The 20,687-nt window shown below is 71.4% G+C and carries 13 protein-coding genes; 11 read left to right on the top strand and 2 right to left on the bottom strand.

The window, feature by feature from the left end; translation table 11 throughout:
* Positions 1-260: 260 nt before the first annotated feature.
* The 4 genes from ACZ3TS_RS07170 to ACZ3TS_RS07155 all read left to right on the top strand — a co-directional run bounded on the left by ACZ3TS_RS07170 (position 261) and on the right by ACZ3TS_RS07155 (position 4,717).
* Positions 261-872 carry a response regulator transcription factor gene (locus ACZ3TS_RS07170; protein ID WP_003948568.1) on the top strand — a complete coding sequence of 204 codons (612 nt, stop codon included), beginning with the start codon at positions 261-263 and terminating at the stop codon, positions 870-872.
* A 256-nt stretch (positions 873-1,128) separates the two neighbouring features.
* On the top strand, positions 1,129-1,704 hold the full coding sequence (locus ACZ3TS_RS07165) for a sigma-70 family RNA polymerase sigma factor (protein ID WP_030571403.1): 576 nt from the start codon (positions 1,129-1,131) through the stop codon (positions 1,702-1,704).
* Between the two features lie 234 nt (positions 1,705-1,938).
* Positions 1,939-3,444 carry an IMP dehydrogenase gene (gene guaB, locus ACZ3TS_RS07160; protein WP_467614362.1) on the top strand — a complete coding sequence of 502 codons (1,506 nt, stop codon included), beginning with the start codon at positions 1,939-1,941 and terminating at the stop codon, positions 3,442-3,444.
* Between the two features lie 148 nt (positions 3,445-3,592).
* Positions 3,593-4,717, top strand: coding sequence for a GuaB3 family IMP dehydrogenase-related protein (locus ACZ3TS_RS07155; protein WP_467614360.1), 1,125 nt, complete (start codon positions 3,593-3,595; stop codon positions 4,715-4,717).
* 630 nt (positions 4,718-5,347) lie between these two features.
* Here ACZ3TS_RS07155 and ACZ3TS_RS07150 read toward each other — a convergent pair.
* Complete coding sequence (locus ACZ3TS_RS07150) at positions 5,348-6,556, bottom strand: nucleotide sugar dehydrogenase (RefSeq protein WP_467614359.1); 1,209 nt, start codon at positions 6,554-6,556, stop codon at positions 5,348-5,350.
* Between the two features lie 259 nt (positions 6,557-6,815).
* On the opposite strand from ACZ3TS_RS07150, the gene ACZ3TS_RS07145 reads away from it, so the two are divergent.
* Entirely contained in the window at positions 6,816-8,522 is a 1,707-nt protein-coding gene (locus tag ACZ3TS_RS07145; RefSeq protein ID WP_467614357.1) for a glycerol-3-phosphate dehydrogenase/oxidase, read from the top strand.
* A gap of 112 nt (positions 8,523-8,634) precedes the next feature.
* Here ACZ3TS_RS07145 and ACZ3TS_RS07140 read toward each other — a convergent pair whose 3' ends face one another.
* Complete coding sequence (locus tag ACZ3TS_RS07140; RefSeq protein WP_467614356.1) at positions 8,635-9,693, bottom strand: serine hydrolase domain-containing protein; 1,059 nt, start codon at positions 9,691-9,693, stop codon at positions 8,635-8,637.
* A 279-nt stretch (positions 9,694-9,972) separates the two neighbouring features.
* Here ACZ3TS_RS07140 and ACZ3TS_RS07135 point away from each other — a divergent pair, with 279 nt between their 5' ends.
* The 6 genes from ACZ3TS_RS07135 (at position 9,973) to ACZ3TS_RS07110 (ending at position 20,582) form a co-directional block, all read left to right on the top strand.
* Positions 9,973-12,039: a serine/threonine-protein kinase gene (locus ACZ3TS_RS07135; RefSeq protein ID WP_467614355.1), complete on the top strand. Its 2,067-nt coding sequence runs from the start codon at positions 9,973-9,975 to the stop codon at positions 12,037-12,039.
* Positions 12,040-12,209: 170 nt separating this feature from the next.
* Positions 12,210-14,816: a protein kinase gene (locus tag ACZ3TS_RS07130; protein ID WP_467614354.1), complete on the top strand. Its 2,607-nt coding sequence runs from the start codon at positions 12,210-12,212 to the stop codon at positions 14,814-14,816.
* 230 nt (positions 14,817-15,046) lie between these two features.
* A complete protein-coding gene (locus tag ACZ3TS_RS07125; protein ID WP_467614562.1) occupies positions 15,047-16,663 on the top strand; it encodes a serine/threonine-protein kinase in 1,617 nt (538 codons plus the stop codon).
* 138 nt (positions 16,664-16,801) lie between these two features.
* Entirely contained in the window at positions 16,802-18,448 is a 1,647-nt protein-coding gene (locus tag ACZ3TS_RS07120; RefSeq protein ID WP_467614352.1) for a serine/threonine-protein kinase, read from the top strand.
* A gap of 149 nt (positions 18,449-18,597) precedes the next feature.
* Positions 18,598-20,262 (top strand): serine/threonine-protein kinase, encoded by a 1,665-nt coding sequence (locus ACZ3TS_RS07115; RefSeq protein WP_467614350.1) that lies wholly within the window; start codon positions 18,598-18,600, stop codon positions 20,260-20,262.
* 38 nt (positions 20,263-20,300) lie between these two features.
* Positions 20,301-20,582: a hypothetical protein gene (locus ACZ3TS_RS07110; RefSeq protein WP_467614349.1), complete on the top strand. Its 282-nt coding sequence runs from the start codon at positions 20,301-20,303 to the stop codon at positions 20,580-20,582.
* The last annotated feature ends 105 nt before the right edge of the window (positions 20,583-20,687 follow it).

The raw sequence follows: 20,687 nt of genomic DNA, 5'->3' as shown, positions 1-20,687 counted from the left end.
AAAAGCGGCTAAATGGGGCATAGGTTGTGATGAAAGTTCGAGGGTCCGCCGCGCATGACTGCACCGTGTCCGCGCCCTCACGTACAGTGCCGAAGATGGCCTGCTGCACCGTAACTCTTTCGAGTGACCATCGTTGAGAGTGCGGAGGCGGTTGAAAGAACAAGCGCTCGGGCAGGCGTCCGAGGGCGTCGACCGCACAGGTGACGATTCGTACCAGCCTGGAGGCTCAAGGTGACGCGCATCAGCTGCGGAGGGCGGTCATGACATCCGTCCTCGTCTGCGACGACTCCCCGCTTGCCCGAGAGGCGCTCCGCCGCGCGGTGGCGACCGTGCCCGGTGTCGAGCGCGTGACGACGGCGGCCAACGGCGAGGAAGTCCTCCGCCGCTGGGGGGCCGACCGCTCGGACCTGATTCTGATGGACGTACGCATGCCCGGTCTGGGCGGCGTCGAGACCGTGCGGCGTCTGCTGTCCGCCGACCCCGGTGCGCGCATCATCATGCTCACCGTCGCCGAGGACCTGGACGGGGTGGCGCTCGCCGTCGCTGCCGGTGCGCGCGGCTATCTGCACAAGGACGCCTCGCGCGCCGAGCTGCGCGCGACCGTCACGCAGGCGCTCGCCGACCCGACCTGGCGGCTCGCTCCGCGGCGGCTGCGCTCGGCCGAGATGGGTGCCGCGCCGACGCTCACCGCGCGTGAGATCCAGGTGCTGGAGGGCATGAGCCACGGCCGCTCCAACGCGGAGATCGGTCGCGAGCTCTTCCTCTCCGAGGACACCGTGAAGACGCACGCCCGGCGGCTGTTCAAGAAGCTCGGCGCCTCGGACCGCGCGCACGCGGTGGCGCTCGGCTTCCGGTGGGGCCTGGTCCGCTAAGTGGATCACCGCGGGGTACGCAGATCCCCGCCTACCGCACGGTGGGCGGGGTTGGCAACGGGGCCCGCCCGGTGCCCACTGCTCGTTTCGCCGCGGATGCCGCATCCTTGGAGGTGTGGAGTTCCTCGGGGACGAGTCGATCGAGCGGAAGGGGAGGGCGCAGGAGATGAGTTCCGGCGCACCTGCTCATAACGCTTCGGTGCACAACTACGGACGCGGTGCCACGGACCGAACGACGCCAAGGCACCATGGACCGATGCGCGACGACGAGACAACGGTGATCGGTGCCCTCGTTCATCGCGCCGTCGACGGCGACGAGCAGGCGACCCACGACCTGCTCGCCCGCGTTCACCCTTTGGCCCTGCGCTACTGCCGCACGCGTCTGTCACGACTGCCCGGTGACGCGCGGCACTTCGTCGAGGACCTGGCGCAGGAGGTCTGCGTCGCCGTCCTGCTCGCACTGCCGCGCTACAAGGACACCGGGCGGCCCTTCGAGGCGTTCGTCTTCGCGATCGCCGCGCACAAGGTCGCGGATCTGCAGCGAGCGGCGATGCGCCACCCCGGCTCGACCGCGGTTCCGTCGGACGAGATGCCGGAGCGTCCGGACGACTCGCTGGGCCCCGAGGAGCGGGCGCTGCTCAGCAGCGATGCCGAATGGGCCAAGAAACTCCTGGCCAACCTCCCGGAGAACCAGCGCGAGCTGCTCCTGCTGCGGATCGCCGTGGGCTTGACCGCGGAGGAAACGGGTCAGATGTTGGGAATGTCACCGGGCGCGGTGCGGGTGGCCCAGCACAGGGCGCTGAGCAGGTTGCGGGCGCTCGCAGAGCAGTAGGCGCGCTTCTCTCCCGCTGCGACGGCGATGGGCGACGGCGGCGCAATCGGGTGGTGCCGGGGCCGCGTCGGCCGAGCACGGCAACCCGTACACCGGCCCCCATCTGAACAGACGTCCACCCGGTTCCGTACGAACATACGAAGCCGAGGGTCACTTCCAACCGTGGAATGAGACACCCGTGCTTCCCGTTAGCATGGACATCCGCACCGATCAAGGCCATTTGGGGAAGGTGTCATGACTGCCAACGTCGACGGAGTGCCCGAGAAATTCGCGACACTCGGGCTGACCTACGACGACGTGCTGCTGCTGCCCGGCGCGTCGGACATGGCGCCCGACGAGATCGACACCACCTCGTACGTCTCCAAGAACGTCCGGGTCAACATCCCGCTCCTGTCCGCCGCCATGGACAAGGTCACCGAGTCGCGCATGGCGATCGCGATGGCCCGCCAGGGCGGTGTCGGTGTGCTGCACCGCAACCTGTCCATCGAGGACCAGGCCAACCAGGTCGACCTGGTCAAGCGCTCCGAGTCAGGCATGGTGGCCAATCCGATCACCATCCACCCGGACGCCACGCTTGCCGAGGCGGACGCCCTGTGCGGCAAGTTCCGCATCAGCGGTGTCCCGGTCACCGATGTCGCGGGCAAGCTGCTCGGCATCGTCACCAACCGCGACATGGCCTTCGAGAGCGATCGCTCCCGCCACGTGCGCGAGGTCATGACCCCGATGCCCCTGGTCACCGGCAAGGTCGGCATCACCGGCGTCGAGGCCATGGAGCTGCTGCGCCGCCACAAGATCGAGAAGCTTCCGCTGGTCGACGACGCGGGCATCCTCAAGGGTCTGATCACGGTCAAGGACTTCGTGAAGGCGGAGAAGTACCCGAACGCCGCGAAGGACACCGAGGGCCGCCTCATCGTCGGCGCCGCGGTGGGCGTCGCGGGCGACGCCTTCGAGCGCGCCCAGGCCCTGATCGAGGCGGGCGTCGACTTCATCGTCGTCGACACCGCGCACGGCCACTCCCGGCTGGTCGGCGACATGGTCGCCAAGATCAAGTCGAACTCCTCGGGCGTCGACGTCATCGGCGGCAACATCGCCACCCGCGAGGGCGCCCAGGCGCTCATCGACTCCGGCGTGGACGGCATCAAGGTCGGCGTGGGCCCCGGCTCCATCTGTACGACCCGCGTCGTCGCCGGCATCGGCGTCCCGCAGGTGACAGCCATCTACGAGGCATCGCTCGCCGCCAAGGAGGCCGGGGTCCCGGTCATCGGCGACGGTGGCCTGCAGTACTCCGGTGACATCGCGAAGGCCCTCGTCGCGGGCGCCGACACGGTGATGCTGGGCTCGCTGCTCGCGGGCTGCGAGGAGTCGCCGGGCGAGCTGCTCTTCATCAACGGCAAGCAGTTCAAGTCGTACCGCGGCATGGGCTCCCTGGGCGCCATGCAGTCCCGTGGCGACCGCAAGTCCTTCTCCAAGGACCGCTACTTCCAGGAGCGCATCGCCTCCGACGACGAGCTGATCCCCGAGGGCATCGAGGGCCAGGTGCCCTACCGCGGCCCGCTCTCCTCGGTCGTGCACCAGCTGGTCGGCGGTCTGCGCCAGTCGATGTTCTACGTCGGCGGCGGGACGGTCCCGGAGCTCCAGGTGAAGGGCCAGTTCGTCCGGATCACGTCCGCGGGCCTCAAGGAGAGCCACCCGCACGACATCCAGATGACGGTCGAGGCGCCGAACTACAGCGGGAAGTGATCCACGCGCGCGTGAAGCGCGGGTAGAGCGCCTCCGAGGGCGGCCCCGAAAGTCCGGGGTCGCCCTTGTCGTGCCTGTGGGGCGGCCGCCGTCGTACCCGTCGGCGATACTGGAAGACGCTGAAACGCATCAGGGAAAGGCCACAGACGTGACTGAGATCGAGATCGGGCGCGGCAAGCGCGGCCGCCGGGCGTACGCCTTCGACGACATCGCCGTCGTCCCCAGCCGCCGTACGCGGGACCCGAAGGAGGTCTCGATCGCCTGGCAGATCGACGCCTACCGCTTCGAGCTGCCCTTCCTGGCCGCTCCCATGGACTCGGTCGTCTCCCCGGCCACCGCGATCCGTATCGGCGAGCTGGGCGGCCTCGGCGTGCTGAATCTCGAGGGTCTGTGGACGCGGTACGAGGACCCGCAGCCGCTCCTCGACGAGATCGTCGGGCTGCCCGCCGACGCAGCGACGCGCCGCCTCCAGGAGATCTACGCGGCGCCCATCAAGGAGGAGCTGATCGGGCAGCGCATCAAGGAGGTGCGTGACTCCGGCGTGGTCACCGCGGCGGCGCTCTCCCCGCAGCGCACGGCGCAGTTCTCCAAGGCGGTCGTGGACGCGGGCGTGGACATCTTCGTCATCCGGGGCACCACGGTGTCGGCGGAGCACGTTTCCCACTCGCACGAGCCGCTGAACCTGAAGCAGTTCATCTACGAGCTCGACGTCCCGGTGATCGTCGGCGGCTGCGCCACGTACACCGCAGCCCTGCACCTGATGCGCACCGGCGCGGCCGGCGTGCTGGTCGGCTTCGGCGGCGGAGCCGCGCACACCACACGCAACGTGCTCGGCATCCAGGTCCCGATGGCCACGGCGGTCGCGGACGTCGCGGCGGCCCGCCGCGACTACATGGACGAGTCCGGCGGCCGGTACGTGCACGTGATCGCGGACGGCGGCGTCGGCTGGTCCGGCGACCTCCCGAAGGCGATCGCCTGCGGCGCCGACTCCGTGATGATGGGCTCGCCGCTGGCGCGGGCCACGGACGCGCCCGGCAAGGGCCACCACTGGGGCATGGAGGCTGTCAACGAGGAGCTGCCGCGTGGCAAGAAGGTCGCCCTCGGCACGGTCGGCACGATCGAGGAGGTCCTCACCGGCCCGTCGCACACTCCGGACGGCTCGATGAACTTCTTCGGCGCCCTGCGCCGCGCGATGGCCACCACCGGCTACAGCGAGCTGAAGGAGTTCCAGCGGGTCGAGGTGACGGTGGCGGACTCGCAGCACCGGCGGTGAGGTGACGCTGCGCTCGGCTTGAGCGGACGAGGGCCCGGTTCACCCCGATGGGTGAACCGGGCCCCTTCGTATGTCCAAGTGCCCAGGTGGGGGCGCGTATTGCGGTACACGGGCGCACGGTCGCGTTCGGGGCGGCGAATGCGCGGAGGACGGCTGTGCCGAGGCGATAGTGTCCGTTTCCGGCGACCCCGCTCTCTGGGGCGCCCCCTTCCAAGGACAAGGCTCCGGACCCCGGCCCGTCGGGGCCCGGCCCGAACTCCAATGGACCGTCCACCGGGCTACTGGGCGGTGTCATGGAAGGGGCGCGCCCATGGGCCGTCACCGCAAGCCCACCCGCTGGGATCGGATCCGTCTGTGGACGGTGAAGTGCCGGAGGAGGTGGATCTTGCGGATCTTCGGATGGTGAGCCACCCTATGAGACGTAGGGGCGGACACTCCGTTCACCGTTCAGGAGCCGGTCGCAGTAGCCACCTGCGGCGGGCTCCACCTGTTTGTACGGTACCGGATCCACCGTCGGGGGGCCGGGCACCTGAGGAGGTGGATCTTGCGGATTCACGTGCTCCGTACGCTAGTGGCGGAGGCCGCCGTACGCCACCGGCCCCCGAGGCTCAGCCACCCCGCGCGCCCCCTTCACAACCGATGCGCCGCCCCCGTAGGCGTGGCCCCCCGTGTGTCCAGCAGCAGTTGCGCCTTCACCGACAGGCCCTGGAGGTCGTACGTGCGGTGCTGTTGGAGCAGGATCGTCAGGTCGGCGCCTGCCGCCGCCTCGTAGAGGGAGTCGGCGCGCGGGATCGGACGGTCCAGGACGCTCCAGGCGGGGACGTGCGGGTCGTGGTAGCTGAGGGACGCGCCCAGCTGCATCAGGCGCAGCGCGATCTCCTGCGCGGGAGAGCCCTGCTGGTCGGCGAGGTCCGGCTTGTAGGTCACGCCGAGCAGCAGGACGCGGGCGCCGCGGGCCGACTTGCCGTGCTCGTTCAGGAGGGCGGCGGCGCGCTGGACGACGTATCGGGGCATGTGGTCGTTGACCTGCTGCGCCAGTTCGACCATCCGCAGGGTGCGCCCGGTCAGGCCCGCCAGGTCCTGCGGGACGGTGTGGCCGCCGACACCGGGGCCGGGGCGGAATGCCTGGAAGCCGAACGGCTTGGTCTCCGCGCAGCGGATGACGTCCCACAGGTCGACGCCCAAGTCGTGGCAGAGCACGGCCATCTCGTTGACGAGGGCGATGTTGACCTGCCGGTAGTTGGTCTCCAGGACCTGGACGGTCTCCGCCTCACGAGGTCCACGCGCGCGTACCACCTTCTCGGTGAGGCGTCCGTAGAAGGTGGCGGCGGACTCGGTGCAGGCGGGGGTGAGGCCGCCGATGACCTTGGGCGTGTTGGCGGCCCCGAAGTCACGGTTGCCGGGGTCGACTCGGCTCGGCGAGTACGCGAGGTGGAAGTCGCGTCCCGCGCGCAGACCGGACCCTTCCTCGAGGAGAGGGCGCAGGAACTCCTCCGTGGTGCCGGGAGGCACCGGCGACTCCAGGATCACGGTGGTGTGCGGGCGCAGCCGCTCGGCGAGGGTACGGGCGGCGGCCTCCACCTGGCCGAGGTCGAGCGCGCCGTCGGCCCCGCGCTGGGCCGGCGCACAGATGACGGCGGTGCGCACGCGGCCGAGTTCGGCGGAGTTGGTGGTCGGGCGGAAGCCCCGCGAGAGCATCCGGCGCAGTTCGGCGGCGGTGAGGGAACCGGCCTCGGGCCCCGTCCGGTACCCGAGCGTGGAGATGCCGGCGGCGACGGCGGCCTGGGCCAGGGGCAGGCCGAGATGACCGAGTCCGATGACGGCGAGGTCTGCGGGCATGGATTGGGCCGTCCTTCCCAGTAGCCGAGGCGGGAGAGATACGCAAGTCCTGTGGACAGAACGAGGGAGCGCAATGTCACACTAGGAGTAAATATGACCGATTTGCGGGATTGACTGGGCGAGTTTCCGTGAGTGTTGTCCACAGGCTGCGGGTGCGTGGTGGCCGAAGTCGGGCATCCCGGTCAGACTTTGGGAATGGGGGATAGGAGCCGGGCTTCGCCTGACGGGTGTGGCCAGCGCGACTGAGCGGGAGGCAGCGGTGAGGACAGGGACACTGGGGCCGGCGCAGCGCGCCGAGTCTCTGGCGGCAATGGCCGAGCGTGAGCTGGACGTGCTGGTGGTGGGCGGAGGCGTGGTCGGCGCGGGCACGGCGCTGGACTCCGCCACACGCGGTCTGTCCACAGGTCTGGTGGAGGCACGCGACTGGGCGTCCGGCACCTCCAGCCGGTCCAGCAAGCTCATACACGGCGGCCTGCGCTACCTGGAGATGCTCGACTTCGCGCTCGTTCGCGAGGCGCTGAAAGAGCGTGGCCTGTTGCTGGAGCGCCTGGCCCCTCATCTCGTCAAGCCCGTCCCCTTCCTCTATCCGTTGCAGCACAAGGGCTGGGAGCGTCTGTACGCGGGCTCGGGCGTCGCGCTCTACGACGCCATGTCGATGGCGCGCGGCCATGGCCGGGGACTGCCGTTGCACCGTCACCTGAGCCGCCGTCACGCCCTGCGCGTTGCCCCCTGCTTGAAGAAGGACGCGCTGGTCGGCGCATTGCAGTACTACGACGCGCAGATGGACGACGCCCGCTATGTGGCCACCTTGGTGCGTACGGCCGCGTGGTACGGAGCGAAGGTCGCCAACCGTGCGCGCGTGACGAGCTTCCTGCGCGAGGGCGAGCGGGTCGTCGGCGCCACGGTGCAGGACGTGGAAGGGGGAGGGGAGTACCAGATCCGCGCCCAGCAGATCGTCAACGCGACGGGGGTGTGGACCGACGACACCCAGGCGATGGTGGGCGAGCGGGGCCAGTTCCACGTACGGGCTTCCAAGGGCATCCATCTGGTCGTACCGAAGGACCGGATCCACTCCTCGACGGGCCTGATCCTGCGGACCGAGAAGTCCGTCCTCTTCGTCATCCCATGGGGCCGGCACTGGATCGTCGGGACGACCGACACCGAGTGGAACCTCGACAAGTCGCACCCGGCGGCGTCCAGTGCGGACATCGACTACCTGCTGGAGCATGTGAACTCGGTCCTGGCGGTCCCGCTCACGCGGGACGACGTGGAGGGCGTGTACGCGGGCCTCAGGCCCCTGCTCGCCGGGGAGTCGGACGCCACCAGCAAGCTGTCCCGCGAACACATCGTGGCCCATCCGGTGCCCGGTCTCGTGGTGGTGGCAGGCGGCAAGTACACCACCTACCGGGTGATGGCCAAGGACGCCGTCGACGAGGCGGTGCACGGCCTCGACCGCCGGGTCGCGGAGTGTGTCACCGAGGACGTCCCGCTGCTGGGCGCCGAGGGGTACCGGGCACTGTGGAACGCGCGGGCGCGTATAGCGGCGCGCACCAGGCTGCACGTGGTGCGGGTGGAACACCTGCTGAACCGCTATGGGTCGTTGGCGGAGGAAGTGCTCGACCTGATCGAGGCCGATCCTTCGCTGGGCGAGCCCCTTCAGGCGGCCGACGACTATCTGCGAGCCGAGGTCGTGTACGCCGCCTCGCACGAGGGCGCACGGCACCTGGACGACGTGCTGACCCGGCGGACGCGCATCTCGATCGAGACGTTCGACCGCGGCACGCTCAGTGCGCGGGAGGCCGCCGAGCTCATGGCGCCGGTGCTCGGGTGGGACAGGGACCAGATCGACCGCGAGGTCGAGCACTACGACAAGCGGGTGGAGGCGGAGCGGGAGTCGCAGCGCCAGCCCGACGACCTGACGGCGGATGCGGCGAGGCTGGGCGCGCCGGACATAGTGCCGCTGTAGACCGGCATCTCCGCCGCTGGAGGAAGCCGGCCGGCCGGGTTCTCGTGGACCTCGGCCGGGATCACCCGAACGAGTGGCGCATTCCGGGATCTCCGTTCGGAACCGGCTCGTTCTAGGGGGTACGGGGGCAGAACTCGGCGGTGAGCAGGGCCTGTTCCAGTCCGGAGTCTGGGAAGCCGTCCGTGTTCACGCGGAAAGTGAGGGCGCGACGGCCGTCGACGGTGGCTGCGGTGCGCACGTAGCTGCCGGAGATCCGGCCGTCGTGCCCCCACACCGTCGTGCCGCACGGAAGCTTCACCGGATACAGACCCATGCCGTACGTGCCGTGTGCGGCACGGGTCTCGAGCATCTCCCGCAGCCACCGCGGGGGCAGCAGCTCGCCGCCCAGCAGTGCCGCGTAGAAGTGGTCGAGATCGGCGAGCGTGGTCACCAGCTCTCCCGCCGCGCCCGCCACGCGCGGGTCGAGCTCGGTGACATCGGAGCCGTCGGCGGCGTAGGCGCGGCCGTGCGGCGAGGGAAGCGTGGTGCGGGCACCCGGGAAGGAGGTGCCCGTCAGACGGAGGGGGGTGATGAGGCGGCGCTCGGCCTCGACGGCGTACGAGTGACCGGTGACCTGCTGGACGACCATGCCGAGCAGCACGTAGTTGGTGTTGGAGTACGAGAAGCGGCCCCGGGCGGCCGGAGGGTGGGTGAGCGCGATACGTACGGCCTGAAGCGGAGTCAGGGGAACGGTGCCCTTGGTGTCCCCGGTGAAGTCGGCCAGGCCGCTGGTGTGGGTCAGCAGGGCTCGCAGGGTCAGCGCGCGGCCGTCGTTGCCTGTACCGCGCACCAGCCCCGGCAGATGGTCCTCCACCGAGTCCGACAGGGACAGCCGGTGCTCGGCGGCCAGTTGCAGCACCACCGTGGCGATGAAGGTCTTGGTGATGCTGCCGGCGCGGAAGTGGTCGGCGAGAGCGATGCCGTGTCCGGCGCGTGCGAAGTGCGAGCCCGACTCCTCACGGGCGAGCAGGGCGGCGGCGGGGGCCCGGCCTTCGGCGACGAGCAGCGGGAGCACGGCGTCCGTCGCCGGGACCGCGGGGGCCTGCGAGCCACCCGGGGCGAGTCCGAGCAGGGCCAGGCACACCGGTACGGCCAATAGGGTCCGGGTCCGGGGTGTCCGGTGCAGCGGCATCGGAATCCTTCCTTGTCACGGCCCATCATGGGGGACGACCCTATGGCGGGGCCGGGCAGGGCCCGATTGCCACGGCTCCGGCGGTGGGGCAGGGGCGCCACGGCGGCGCACACCGGGCATCGTGGTGCACATCCAGGATCCGGCGTCGCGGTGTCCGCTCCGTCGAGGCGTCCTCGGGCGCGGGGCCGAGCCGCCGGATCAGGGGCACCCTGGGCGTTGGGCGGTCCGTGCGTGAGGGACAATGGAGGCTCTGTCAGGGCGGGTTGCATGAGGGGACGCATGTCGGAGGCGGAGCGGGCGGGGACACCCCGTCAGGACAAAAGCGAACGTCTCCTCGCCGGGCGGTACCGGTTGGGGGACGTACTCGGCCGCGGCGGCATGGGCACGGTGTGGCGCGCCAAGGACGAGACCCTCGGCCGTACGGTCGCCGTGAAGGAGCTGCGGTTCCCGTCGAGCATCGACGAGGACGAGAAGCGCCGGCTCATCACGCGTACGCTGCGGGAGGCGAAGGCGATCGCCAGGATCCGCAACAACGGCGCGGTGACCGTCTTCGACGTGGTCCACGAGGACGACCGGCCCTGGATCGTGATGGAGCTGATCGAGGGCAAGTCGCTCGCCGAGGTCATCCGTGAGGACGGCCTGCTGGAGCCGAGGCGCGCCGCCGAAGTCGGGCTCGCGATCCTCGACGTGCTGCGTGCCGCGCACCGCGAGGGCATCCTGCACCGCGACGTGAAGCCGTCGAACGTGCTGATCGCCGAGGACGGCCGGGTCGTGCTCACCGACTTCGGCATCGCGCAGGTGGAGGGCGATCCGTCCATCACCTCCACCGGCATGCTCGTCGGCGCCCCCTCCTACATCGCGCCGGAGCGGGCGCGCGGGCACAAGCCCGGGCCGGCGTCGGACCTGTGGTCGCTCGGCGGACTGCTGTACGCGGCGGTCGAGGGCGTGCCGCCCTACGACAAGGGGTCGGCGATCGCCACGCTGACCGCGGTGATGACCGAGCCGGTCGAGGAGCCGAAGAACGCGGGTCCGCTGAAGAGCGTCATCTACGGGCTGCTCGCCAAGGATCCCCAGCAGCGGCTGGACGAAGCGGGCGCGCGGGCGATGCTCAACGAGGTCATCCACGCACCCGATCCCAAGGAGGAGGCGCCGGCGGACGCGACCCGTGTGGTGGCCCTGCCGCCCGTGCCGGAGGAGCCTTCGGGCAAGAAGGCGTCCGGGGAGACCTCGAGTACGGGTGCCACACGGGGCGAGGAGGCCGCCGAGCGGCTGCGCGGGGCGCTGCGGTCCGTGCGCAAGGCCGCGACGTCGGCCGGTGCGGCCACGGCTGCCGCGGCGACGGCTGCGCGGGCGAAGACGTCAGGATCCACATCCGGGGAGGCGAACGAGGGCGCGACGTCCGCCGACGTGGACGCGCCCGCGGCCGGGACGCCCGGCACGAGCCGACCGGCGGCCACGTCGGCCGGCGCACGTGACACCACTGCCGTCGTCGAAACGAACTCCGGTTCTGCGAAGCCGAGTTCGGGGTGGCCCATCGTTCCGGACCCCGACCGGCCGCCGCGGCCGGCGCAGCCGCCCCGGGCGCCGCTCACCGACGTGGTGCCGAAGCGGACGCTGGTGATCGTGGCCGTCGTCGTGGCGCTCGCCGTGCTCGGGACGGTGCTCGCGATCGCTCTCCGTGGCGGCGGCAGCGGCTCGCAGGACAACAAGAAGAACTCGACCAAGGCGGCCGCGTCCAGCTCCGCGACCGCAGGAAACGGGAGCAAGGGCGGGAGCGGCGGTTCGCACACGGACAGTTCCGGCACCAGCGGCACGGCGACGAACGGGTCGGACGAGCAGAACACCGCGGACAGCTCGCCGGCCGCGAATGCCGGTGCCAGTGGCGGCACGTCGTCCGGTTCGTCGGGTGATGACGACGCGGCGACGACGTACAAGGGCGGTCAGGGGTACTCGATCGGGCTGCCGGCGGGCTGGAAGTACCGGTCCTCGGATGCCGCGGGGGACCGTTTCACCGGGCCCGACGGGCAGAAGCTGCTCGTCGCCTGGACGTCCACGCCCAAGGGCGACCCGGTCGCGGACTGGAAGAACCAGGAGCACTACATGACGCGCTCCCAGTACAAGCGGATCCACATCGAACAGGCGGACTACCGGAGCTGGAACACGGCCGACTGGGAGTTCACCTACGCCGACGGAGGCACCACCTACCGGGTGGTCGACCGCGGCTTCGTCGTCAACTCGCATCTGGGCTACGCGCTGATGTACACGGCGAAGGCGTCCGACTGGGACGGCGAAGGGCGCAAGGGCACCTGGAAGACGCTGACGGAGACCTTCCAGCCGAAGTCGTGACGTACCGCTCGCCCGGGTCACGTTCCGCGCGGTCGCGTCGCGGGGAGATATGACATCCCCGGGTTGTGGGTTGCCTCCGGCACGTATCGTGAGGGATTGCGGACCGTACGCATCCAGAACAGGACGCAAGGCGAACGGAATTGACCAATCGGGCGGCCGGGGGAGGCATCGTGGACGACTATGCGGGACGGGTACTCGCCGACCGCTACCGCCTGCCTCTGCCGCCCTCGGACGAGTACGAATCAGCTGAGACCCGGGCCTTCGACACCTACAGCGGTCAGGAAGTCCTGGTACGGCAGGTGCTGTTGCCGGAGGTCGTCGAGGCGGAAGTGCTCGACGTGGACGGGCTGCCGGAGGGGTTCGTGGCACGGGACGGCAGGTCCCGCGGCGCCTCCTCCCGGACGGCCACGCGACGGCCCGTCGACCCGGCCGTCCGGCGGGCGATCGAGGCCGCTCAGGCCGCCGCGCAGATACCCGACCAACCCCGCCTCGACCAGGTCTTCGACGTGTTCGCCGAGGGCGGTTCCCTGTGGATAGTGAGTGAACCGGTGGCCGCACGGCCGCTGGCGGCACTGCTCGCGGAGAGGCCGCTGACGCCCTACCGTGCGGCCGAGGTCGCCTCCGAAGTCCTCATGGCGCTGCGCGTACTGCACGCCCACGGCTGGGTGCACCGGAACATCACGGCGCGCACGGTGCTCGTCTGCGACGACGGCCGGGTGGTGCTGACCGGCCTGGCGGCCGGGGCGGCGGAGGAGGCGCTGTGCGGGTACGACCCGGTGCCGACGCGGGAGTTCGAGCAGGCCGGTGGGGCGCCCGACGGGGGCGGTGACGCTGCGGAGGCCCGGACCGGCGGCCCCATGGGCGAGAGTGCCGACGGATCGGCCTTCGGCGTGAACGGTACGGGAACGTTCGGTTCCGTGGGCGGGGCCGCGCAGGGCATGGATGCGGAGGCCGCGCGGCGTGCCGCGGTCGAGGCGCGGGCGAACGGGACACCTCCGGGCGACGGTATGCCCGCCGGTGGTGCGCCCGCCGCGGAGCCCCGCGCGCTCGAGTCCGGCGGAGACGTGCGGGCGGCGCGCGCCGGGGCGATCGCGGCCTACCGCGCGGGGGCACGGGCCGCGGCCCGGGTGCAGGAGGAACAGCGCGGCGGCCGGGCGGCGTTGCCCGCGCCCCGCCCGTCCGACACCGGCGCGGTGACACCGTCGCCGTCACCCGGCCAGGAGAGGGAACGCCGTCCCGACACACCGCCGGGACAGATCGTCGACCCGTACGGCGCGAGCCGCACGACGTCCTGGCACGGAGCGGTCCCACGTCCCGCCCCGCCCACCGCCGACGGCCGGGACCGCACCGCACTCCCCGGCGCCGCCGCCATGCCTCACGGCAACGGCAGCGGCCCGTACGGAAACCGCCTGCCCGCCCCGGGCTCGGGCGCCGCACCGTACGAGCACGCGGCCCCCGGCACGCCCGCCACCGCCGCGGGCACCCCCACGGTCCCCTGGAACCACCGCGGCCCCGCCACCGCCCTCGCCGCCGAGCGTGCGCGGCAGGCGCGGATGACCGTCGTGGGGCCCGTCACCGAGCGGTGGGCGCCCGAGCAGGCCGGACCGGTGCACGAGAACTGGCAGCTGGCCGCGCCGATCGGGCCCGCGACCGACCTCTGGGCGCTGGGCGCACTGCTGTTCAGAGCCGTGCAGGGGCACGCGCCGTACCCGGAGGAGAGCACAGCCGAGCTGGTCCAGCTCGTCTGCGCCGAACCGCCCGCCTTCGCCGAGGAGTGCGGACCGCTGCGCCCGGTCGTGGAGTCGTTGCTGCGTCAGGACCCGACCGAGCGACCCGACTTCGAGGAGCTGCGCGGCTGGCTGCGTTCCCTCGTCCGGTCCGCGCCGGAGCCCGATGCGGGTGCGCACGTCGTCGCGGCCCCTCCCGTCGACCCCGGGCGGCTGCCGATCGTACGACGCCGTGGCGAGCTGGTCCGCAGGCGCCGCGCCGGGCTGCCCGCGACCACCCACGCCCGTCACAAGCGCGCCAGGGACGACCGCCGGCCGAAGCCGCGCAGACTCGGCCGCACGCTGCTCCTGCTGATCCTTCTCGCGCTGGCCGCGGCGATCACGTACGCCATGATGTTCATGCCGAAGGCCGAACCGAGCGGTGGCACCGGCAGTGGCACCGGCACGGCGGGGGAGCGCACAGGCGCCGCCGGGGGCGTAGGTCCCGCTCCGCAGCGGACCGGCACGGGCAGCACGCAGCAGCCCGACGGGTCCGGCTCCAAGAGCCCTTCCCAGTCGGCCGGTTCCGCCCAGACCCAGACCAGTGAGACCCAGGTCGCGCAGGGCTTCACCCTGCGCGACGACCAGGAAGGCTTCCGTGTCGCCGTGGCGAACGGGTGGGACCGCACGCCGAGGAACGGGAGCGGTCAGATCGTCTACTCCCAGGGCGACTTCGAGTTGATCGTCGTGCCGGGACGCGACAGCACGAGCAGGTACGGCGGCGATCCGCTGACGTACCAGCGGGAGTCGGAGCCCGAACTGCAGCCGTTCCGCGACTCGACCTGGGCCACCTCCAGCGGAATGCGGCGCATCGACGTCGGTGGACGGACCATGGCCGAGGGGCAGTTCACCTGGACGGACGCCAACGGGCGCCAGCTGTTCGTGCGCAACCTGGCCCTCATCGTCGGCGGCCGCTACCACGTGGTGCAGGTGCGCGGCCCGGAGGCCGAACGCGACGAGGTGACACGGCTGTACGAGCAGGCGGAGCAGACGTACCAAGCGACCGGCTGACCACTCCGCGTCACCGCTCGCCGCACCCCGCCTCCCGCACGAACCTCGCCGAACGCAAGCGGCGCACGGGTGTTGGGGTCCGATTGCGCTGAGTGTGCGGTGGTTCCGTCCCGTACGTGGAAGGGAGAACCGTCACAGTGCGGTCTCCGTTCCACCCCCGCCAGTTCCCAGTGTGTGGGCCGCTCTTTAGTCTGACCTCGTCAAGAGCATTGCGGGGAAACGTGAATCAGATGCAGGGCCTGCTCCTCGCGGGCCGCTACCGGCTCGTCGATTCCATCGGCAGCGGAGGCATGGGCCGGGTGTGGCGCGCCCACGACGAGGTATTGCACCGGGCTGTCGCCATCAAAGAACTGACGGCGGCTCTGTACGTCACGGAAAGTGACCGTGCCGTACTTCTCGCCCGGACCCACGCCGAGGCACGGGCCGCAGCGCGCATCAACCACTCGGCCGTCGTCACCGTCCACGACGTTCTGGAGCACGACAACCGGCCGTGGATCGTCATGGAGTTGGTCGAGGGCGGCTCGCTGGCCGATGCGGTCAAGGAACACGGCCGTGTCGACGCCGCCGAGGCGGCCCGCGTCGGGCTGTGGGTGCTGCGCGCGCTGCGCGCAGCACACTCCGCGGGCGTCCTGCACCGCGACGTGAAGCCGGGCAACGTCCTGCTCGCCGCCGACGGACGTGTGCTCCTCACCGACTTCGGGATCGCCCAGGTCGAGGGCGACACGACGATCACCCGCACGGGAGAGATCGTCGGGTCCGTCGACTACCTGGCGCCGGAGCGCGTCCGCGGCCACGACCCGGGCCCCGCCTCCGACCTGTGGGCGCTCGGCGCCACGCTGTACACGGCTGTGGAGGGCAAATCGCCCTTCAGACGGACCTCGCCGCTGACGACCATGCAGGCCGTCGTGGACGAGGAGCCGGCGCCGCCGCAGTTCGCGGGCGCCCTGGGACCCGTCATAGCCGCGCTGCTGTGCAAGAACCCGGCTCGGCGGCCGGATGCGGCGCAGCTGGAGCAGATGCTGGCCGAGGCCGCGGAGGGGCGGCGGCCGAAGGCTGCACAGGAGTACGTGGCGACGATGCACGTGGACCTGAGCGCCGAAGAGGACACGACCGCGAACGTGCCGCGCCGGAGGGAGGTGCGCGACCCGTACACGAGCGGGGGCACCCTGCCCCAGTTCGCTCCGTCGCCCACGCCCCGCAGGCGCCGCCGCGGCCGCACGGTCGCGCTCGTCCTCGCCGTGGCCGCGGTCCTCGGCGCCGGAGGCGCGCTGGCCGTGAACCACCTGATCAACCGGGACAGCGGTGGCGGTGCGTCCGCCACCGCGCCGTCGGCCTCGGAGTCCGCCACACCTGCCCCGGGCCCGCAGCAGGCCGTGAGCACCATCCCCGACGGCTGGGTGCGCAAGAAGGATCCTGCGGGTTTCACCATCGCCCTGCCCGGCAAGCGGTGGAAGCGGAAGGAGTTCGACGCCTTCCAGACCGACTACACACCCGACGGCGGCAAGCACTTCATCCGCATCGCGATCGACGACTCACCGGACTTCGACGACGCGCACGCGCACCAGGCCGACCTCGAACAGCAGCTCCAACGGCTGGCCGACTACCAGCGGGTGACGCTGCGCAAGAACATCTACCGCGACTGCCCCGGCTCCCTGTGGGAGTACACGTGGACCGCGCTGGCGAAGGACACACCGTTTCCCGGGCCGCGCCACGCCGTCGAGGAGACCTATATCGGCCGCAACGGCGTCGAGTACGCCATCTACATGTCCGGTCCCGCGGCCGACTGGGACACGACGCGCGAGCAGTTCGACGTGGTGCTGCGCGCCTGGCGCCAGCCGACGGGCTGACGGCCGCGGCCGGCACGCCCCCTCGTACGCCCCCGAACGTCCGCCGCACCTCGCTCGTACGCCCTCTTGCGTCGCTTGTCGGCCACCGTCGCCGCAGCGTCCGGGAGGGTTGACCTCCGGTGAGGCATGATGGGGCTCATGGGGACCGAGGGGGAGAACGTCCGTGTGATAGCGGGCCGCTACCGGCTGGAGGAGCGGATCGGCCGGGGCGGCATGGGTGTCGTCTGGCGGGCGACCGACGAGCTGCTCGGCCGGCAGGTGGCGGTCAAGGAACTCGTCCTCGACACCTCGCTCTCCGGCGAGCAGGCCCGGCTGCAGCGCGAGCGCACCCTGCGCGAGGCGCGCGCGGTCGCGCAGTTGGGGCATCCGCACATCATCGTCGTCCACGACGTCGTCGAACACGACGAGCGCCCCTACATCGTGATGGAGCTGATCGACGGCGGTTCACTCGCCGAGCGCGTCGCCGGTAGCGGCCCCGTCGACGCCCGCGAGGCCGCCCGCATCGGCATCGCCCTGCTGGGCGCGCTGCGCCGAGCGCACGACGCGGGGGTGCTGCACCGCGACCTCAAGCCCGCGAACGTCCTGATGGAAGCGGACACCGACCGTGTCGTCCTCACCGACTTCGGCATCGCGCAGGTGGCGGGTGCCACGACGCTCACCGAGAGTGGCTCCTTCGTCGGTTCGCCCGAGTACACCGCCCCCGAGCGGATGTCCGGCGACCGGACCGGACCCGCCTCCGACCTGTGGTCGCTGGGCGCGCTGCTGTGCGCCGTGCTGAGCGGCGAGTCGCCGTTCCGCCGAGACTCGTTGGGCGGGATCCTGCACGCGGTGGTCGTCGACGAGATCCGTCCGCCCGCGCAGGCGCAGCCGATCCTGCCCGTCGTACGAGGGCTGCTGGAGCGCGATCCGGACCGGCGCCTGGACGCGGCCGAGGCGGAGCGGCTGTTGCGCGAGTTCCTGGAGACGGGGCGTACGCCGCGGGTGCCGGTGGCGTACACGCCGACACAGCGGGACGTGCCCCGGCGCCCGGGGCCGCCACCGTTACGAGAGGTACCCGAGGCCGCGACACCGTCGGTGGCCGCCGCGCGGCCCGGGAAGCACTCCGCGCGCGGCGTGCTCGTCGCCGCCGCCCTCGTCGCCGCCATGGCGGGCGCGGGCGTCTCGGCGGCGGCGCTGCTGATGCGCGACGGCGGCAACGGCGGTGACACGCCCGTCGGCTCGGGACCGCCTGGCACGTCGGTGAGGACCGGCCCGTCGAGTCCCTCGGCCGCCCCCACGGTGACGGTGACACGGTCGCTCTCCTCGGCGTCGGCGTCCGTGTCTGCGCCGGCCGCAGGCCGCACGGCTCCCTCCGGGTACCGGCTGGCCCAGGACCCGGTTGGCTTCTCGCTCGCCGTGCCGGACGGATTCACCCGTGTCCCGCAGGGTGAGCGGGTCTTCTACATGTCGTCGGGGCAGACCTACCGCATCGGCATCAAGGTGACCGACCCAGAAGCGGGCGGCCCGCTCGCGGTGATGCGCCAGGCGGACGCCAACGGACCTTCCGCCAACCCGGGGTATCGCGGCGGCCGGGTCACCGGGACCTCGCACGACGGAAACCCGGCGGCGCTCTGGGAGTTCACCTGGAACGGCTTCACGACGGCCGAGGGCCCGCGGCACACGTACGACCTCTGCTGGGAACAGGGTGGCCGGATGTACGACGTGTGGGTGTCGGCACCGGTCGGGAAGGTGCGGGAGGCGAAGGAGTACTTCGACGTCGCGGTCGGCACGTTCGTACCGGCCTAGTCGCGTCGGCCGCGTTGGTTCCGGCGTAGTCACGGAGCACGCCCTCGTACCGGCGTAAAACGGAGATACGGCGCGTGGTGCGTCACGGGTGTGTGACCGGTGTGGGGCGGGAGTGGCTGACGGAGCGTTCGCGCGATAAGCATGACCGTATGGGCAACCACGGGGGAGTTCCTCACGGGCCGGACGAGCCGACGAGCTTCGGACTGCAACCGCCGCGGCCGGCCGTGCCGTACCCGGGAAACCCGTACGCGCGGCCGCAGCCCGAGCAGGCGGACTCCCGGCCCCACGCGGCGCCGATCCCCACCCAGGTCGTGCCCGAGGCGCCAGGGGGCCCCGGTGCCGGGCGGCTCGTCGCCGGACGCTACCGGCTCCTCGCGAAGCTCGGCCACGGCGGCATGGGCACGGTGTGGCGGGCCAAGGACGAGACGGTTGACCGTGAGGTCGCCGTCAAGGAACCCCGGGCCCCCGACCACCTTCCCGAGCGGGAACAGGCCAATGCCTACGAGCGGATGCGCCGTGAGGCACGGGCCGCCGCGCGCCTCGACCACCCCGCCGTCGTGAACGTGCACGACGTGGCGGTGGTCGAGGGCAGGCCGTGGATCGTGATGGAGCTGGTGCCGGGCCGCTCCCTGGGCGATGTGCTCCAGGAGGGCACGCTCGGTGTGCGCGAGGCGGCGAGGATCGGCCTCGAGGTGCTCGGCGCACTGGAGGCCGCGCACGCCGCGGGCATCCTGCACCGCGACGTGAAGCCCGACAACGTGCTCCTCGGCCGGTACGACCGCGTCGTCCTCACCGACTTCGGCATCGCGCAGATCGAGGGCGAGACCAACCTGACGGACACGGGTGGCTTCGTCGGCTCACCCGAGTACATCGCGCCGGAACGGGTGCTGGGCCGACGCCCCGGCCCGGCGTCCGACCTGTGGTCGCTGGGCGTAATGCTCTACGCGGCGACCGAGGGCGTCTCGCCGTTCCGCCGCACCAACACGCCCGCCACCCTCCAGTCCGTCCTCCACTCCACTCCGGCGGCTCCGGCCTCGGCCCGGGGCCCGCTCGCCGACGCCATCAACGGGCTGCTGGACAAGGACCCCGCACGGCGCCCGAACGCGGCCGAGGTCCGCCGGCTGCTGGAGGAGGCGGCGCGGGAGCCGCAGCCGACCCAGGCGGTGCAACTCGCCGTCCCCGGCGGCAAGGGCGTACGCCTCGGCCGCAAGGCGCTGGCCGGGACCGGCGTCGCGGTCGTCGCGCTGGCGGTGGCGGTGTACCTGATCGTCGCGGACCCGTTCGCGGGGCCGCTGCCGGACGGCTGGAAGCAGCGCCAGGCGAAGGCACTGGGCGCGACGCTCGCGGTGCCCGCGGACTACCAGGTGAGCAGGCCGGCGAAGAACGACACCGACAAGAACCGGGTGACGTACACCGACTGGAGCGGCAGCATCTGGATCGGACTGCACCTCGCGAAGAAGTCCGAGGACAGATTCCACGAGATCAAGGACTCGTCGGCGGCCGAGATGTACGCCGACAACGGCGAGTTCAAGGACAGCGGCGCCTACGAACTGGACATGGCGTCGGGCCCGAAGGCGACGGAGCCGAAGGAGACCACGTACCACGGCAAACAGGCCGCCGAGAACACGGTCGCCTACACGACGAACGACAGCCGGAACCCGCGCCCTCGGGAACTGAAGATCTTCTACTACAAGAACTCCGCCGGCAGCATGTACAAGCTGACGGTCAGCTACCCGGGTCAGGGCGACTTCACGGAACGCGGCCGTGAGGTGGCGAGGACGGCGATCGCGAACCTGGACATCGACGAGCTCTAGCAGTCGTCACCCCGCGCGAGGCGTCGACGGACCCCACGGTGACCTACGGCGACGACACCCTCCGACTCCGTCTGACCCGCGAGAAGAACGCCCCCACCCCGCTGAAAGCCTGGACGCGGCAGGAAACCGCCTGCTGGTCCGGCGGGGACGCGACCACGCTCTGCACCCCGATGAGCTTCCACGGCGACGAGGCCCTGCTCACCGACACCACGTACACTGTGCGTGGACATGCCAAAGGGCGCCTCGGACGAGAAGCGAACGTCCCTGTTCAAGGGCGCCCGGCCCGCCTGAAAGTCGGCGCGACCCTGGTGGGCTCCTGACAACGCGCTGATCGGCGGGTTTGCTGCCAGCGGTCACTGGCGCGGTGTGGACACCCCGTGAAAGCGCGTTACCGACGGGTACCCAAACGCTCCGGCCCGGCATAC

The sequence above is a fragment of the Streptomyces sp. NPDC022910 genome (assembly GCF_055561075.1).
The sequence above is the reverse complement of the archived record's forward strand: the minus strand, read 5'-3'. Positions and strand labels throughout refer to the sequence as shown.

Coding starts and splice junctions, on each gene's coding strand:
- ACZ3TS_RS07170 (WP_003948568.1), top strand. CDS start 261: ATGACATCCGTCCTCGTCTGCGACGACTCCCCGCTTGCCCGAGAGGCG.
- ACZ3TS_RS07165 (WP_030571403.1), top strand. CDS start 1,129: ATGCGCGACGACGAGACAACGGTGATCGGTGCCCTCGTTCATCGCGCC.
- guaB (WP_467614362.1), top strand. CDS start 1,939: ATGACTGCCAACGTCGACGGAGTGCCCGAGAAATTCGCGACACTCGGG.
- ACZ3TS_RS07150 (WP_467614359.1), bottom strand. CDS start 6,556: ATGCCCGCAGACCTCGCCGTCATCGGACTCGGTCATCTCGGCCTGCCC.
- ACZ3TS_RS07140 (WP_467614356.1), bottom strand. CDS start 9,693: ATGCCGCTGCACCGGACACCCCGGACCCGGACCCTATTGGCCGTACCG.
- ACZ3TS_RS07135 (WP_467614355.1), top strand. CDS start 9,973: ATGTCGGAGGCGGAGCGGGCGGGGACACCCCGTCAGGACAAAAGCGAA.
- ACZ3TS_RS07125 (WP_467614562.1), top strand. CDS start 15,047: ATGCAGGGCCTGCTCCTCGCGGGCCGCTACCGGCTCGTCGATTCCATC.
- ACZ3TS_RS07120 (WP_467614352.1), top strand. CDS start 16,802: ATGGGGACCGAGGGGGAGAACGTCCGTGTGATAGCGGGCCGCTACCGG.
- ACZ3TS_RS07115 (WP_467614350.1), top strand. CDS start 18,598: ATGGGCAACCACGGGGGAGTTCCTCACGGGCCGGACGAGCCGACGAGC.